Here is a 2,994-nt window from a genome sequence, read left to right on the forward strand (position 1 = left end):
CGACGGTGCCGCCGAACCGGTCGACGTGCACCGTGCGCTCGGCCGTGGGCTCGTTGAAGGCGTAGCCGATGGTCGAGAACACCCCGGTCTGCTCGCTCGGGAGGATGACGGTCATCGGGTGGGTCAGCCCCTCGCGCTCACCGACGGCGACGGCGGTGTCCAGGTTGGCCACGGACCGCTCCGGGTCACGGGACGACTGCGGCACCTCGCTCTGCTCCTGCGCCCACGGCACCACCCCGTGGCTGTGCGGCAGCGACTCGTCGAGCGTCGAGGTGGGGTTGGACAGGGCGCCGTGGTCCTCGCTCCAGAACGAGGTGCCCGCTCCGGCCGCGACCTTCTGGGCCTGCGCCCCCCAGATCCCGGTCCAGGGCAGGCCGGACACGACGAGCATCAGCAGCCCGACCCCGATGAACGTCCCGGTCCAGGCGTGACCACTGCGCAGGCGAGCCGTCGCGGCATCCTTCTTCGCGAGCCGACGGCGGGCGCGCCAGCCGCGGAAGAACAGGTAATAGCCGGTGATGGCCATGACGATGGCCCAGCACGCCCCGAGCTCGAGGACGAAGTCCCCGACCCGGCCCGCCATGAGGTCGGCGTGGATGCGCACGGCCGTGCCGCTGATCGTCGAGTCGGGGTCGAGCGCGCCGAGCACCTTGCCCGTGTACGGGTCGACGAAGACGTCCCGGGTGGCCTCGTCCGGGGTCGAGACGGTGAAGCGGGTGCTGTGGTCGGGTGCTGCCGGCTCGGCCATCGACACCACCGTGTCGTCGGGGCGGGCAGCCGCGACGGCCGCCAGCTGCTCGTCGTAGGCGACGAACACCGGGTCGGCCGGGGCGGTCACGCGCATGAGGTCCTGGTGGACCGCGGGCTCGATCTGGAACCGGAAGAGGTACACGAGGCCGGTGATGGCGAGCACGAGCACGGTCGGGATGACGATGAACGAGGCGTAGAAGTGCCACCGCCAGAAGGCACGGAACAGTCCGCTGCCGCGTTTGGCGTCAGCAGACCTGGCACCGTCGGTGCCGGTGGTCTCGGTGTCGGTGGTCTCAGGGGCGTTCTTGGGCTGGGGCGGGTCCTTGAGCAGGGACATGAAGGGTCTCCAAGGGGTCGGGCAGCACGGTGCTGCCTGCCGGGCGGTGCAGGGACGAAGGGCGTGGAGCCGCCCCGAGTCCGGGCGCGACTCAGACCAGGAGGAGCGGTGGCGCCCGGCCACCAAGGGGGGCGACGACGCGTCCCCGGAGCACCGGCATCCACGTCGTCACCGTTCGGGCGGGGATGCCGTGGGTGACCGGCACGCGCAGGGTCGCGACGACGACCAGCCGGCGGGCCACGGCGCGCACGACGTCGGCGCCGACTGTGAGGAGCAGGCTCGCGACCACGGACGCGACGATGTGCGTGAGGAGCATGGTGCTCGTCACCGACAGCGCCGACGAGCCCTCGGTGGGCAGGAGTGGCAGCGGGGCAGCGACCTCGTGGAGGTGCAGGCGCACCGCCGAGCCGCCCGTTCGAGGGGTCATCCCCGTGAGCGCGACGTGGGTGACGACCTGACCGAGTGAGGTCGCCACCAGCATGCGCGGCACGCTCGACCGTCGGCGCACGCACAGGCACACGACGGGACCGACGAGCAGGGTGAGGACCACGGCGGGGATGAGTCGCAGCGGCGCACCACCCCCCATCTGGTGGGCCCAGCCGCCGAACCCGACGACGACCAGGGTCGCGACGAGGGCGCGCAGCATCCGCACCTGCTCGCCGGTCGAGGCCGACACCGCCGTCGTCACGACGCAGCATCTAGCGGCGCGGCAGGCCCCGTGGGGCGTTTCGTGCAGAGCGCAGACTCCCGACGTCTGACACAGTGGAACGGCCCTGTCCGACCGCCCTTCTACCGCCAGCACAGGAGACGGCATGCCCCTGGAGTCACTCCCGGTCCTCGACCTGTCGACCCTCGACGACGGGCCGGATGCCGCTCACGAGTTTCGGGAAGCACTGCTGGCCGCGACCCACGACGTCGGCTTCTTCTACCTCACCGGGCACGGGCTGACCGATGACGACATCGCCACCGCGTTCGCCACCGCCGAGCGGTTCTTCGCCCTCCCCCTGGAGGACAAGGTGCGCGTGGAGATGGTCAACAGCCCCCACTTCCGCGGCTACAACCGCACGGGTGGCGAGCTGACCCAGGGGCGGGTCGACTGGCGCGAGCAGATCGACATCGCCGCCGAGCGTGCCGCCGTCACGGATCGTGCGGCCCCTGCCTACATGCGGCTCGAGGGCCCCAACCAGTGGCCCAGCGGGTTGCCGGAACTGCGTGAGACGTTCACCGTCTGGGAGCAGCGCTGCGCCGCCATCGGCGCCCGGCTGCTGCGGGAGTGGGCGCTCGCCCTCGGGAGCCCGGCCGACGTCTTCGACGACGCCTTCGCCGACCGGCCCTCCACCCTGATCAAGCTCGTGCGCTACCCCGGCCGTCGTGAGGACGACCGCGCCGCGCAGGGGGTCGGTGCCCACAAGGACCCCGGCGTGCTCACCCTGCTGATGATCGAACCCGGCAAGGGTGGCCTCCAGGTCGAGCACCTCGGCGGCTGGATCGACGCCCCGGCGATGCCCGGAGCCTTCGTCGTCAACATCGGCGAGCTCATGGAGTTCGCCACCTCCGGCTACCTCAAGGCGACGACCCACCGCGTCGTCTCGCCCGCACCCGGCGACGTCCGACTCTCCATCCCGTTCTTCCTCAACCCGGCCCTGGACTCCACCATGCCCGTCATCGACCTGCCGCCGGTGCTCGCCGCGGACTCGCGTGGGGTCACGCAGGACCCGGACAACGTCATCTCCGGCACGTTCGGCGAGAACATGCTCAAGGCACGCCTGCGGGCCCACCCGGACGTCGCCGCCCGCCACCATGCCGACCTCGTCGACCGCGCGTCGTCCGGGCACGAGTAAGGCCCCCGACCGCGTCTCCGCTGGTCGGGGGCCCGTCGTCTGTCTCAACACAGAGCGCGCCCGAAG

General features: G+C 71.7%; 3 protein-coding genes. 1 reads left to right on the plus strand and 2 read right to left on the minus strand.

Annotated features, from left to right (window positions below; genetic code table 11):
• Nucleotides 1-1,087: PepSY-associated TM helix domain-containing protein (locus PLL68_RS12500; protein WP_324534557.1), on the minus strand; the 1,087-nt coding region annotated here is incomplete at its 3' end.
• 91 nt (nt 1,088-1,178) lie between these two features.
• Complete coding sequence (locus PLL68_RS12505) at nt 1,179-1,775, minus strand: hypothetical protein (protein ID WP_324534559.1); 597 nt, start codon at nt 1,773-1,775, stop codon at nt 1,179-1,181.
• Between the two features lie 124 nt (nt 1,776-1,899).
• On the opposite strand from PLL68_RS12505, the gene PLL68_RS12510 reads away from it, so the two are divergent.
• Nucleotides 1,900-2,928, plus strand: coding sequence for an isopenicillin N synthase family dioxygenase (locus PLL68_RS12510; protein ID WP_324534561.1), 1,029 nt, complete (start codon nt 1,900-1,902; stop codon nt 2,926-2,928).
• Nucleotides 2,929-2,994 lie beyond the last annotated feature (66 nt).

The organism is Ornithinibacter sp. (assembly GCF_035443565.1).
Classification (GTDB): domain Bacteria; phylum Actinomycetota; class Actinomycetes; order Actinomycetales; family Dermatophilaceae; genus Fodinibacter.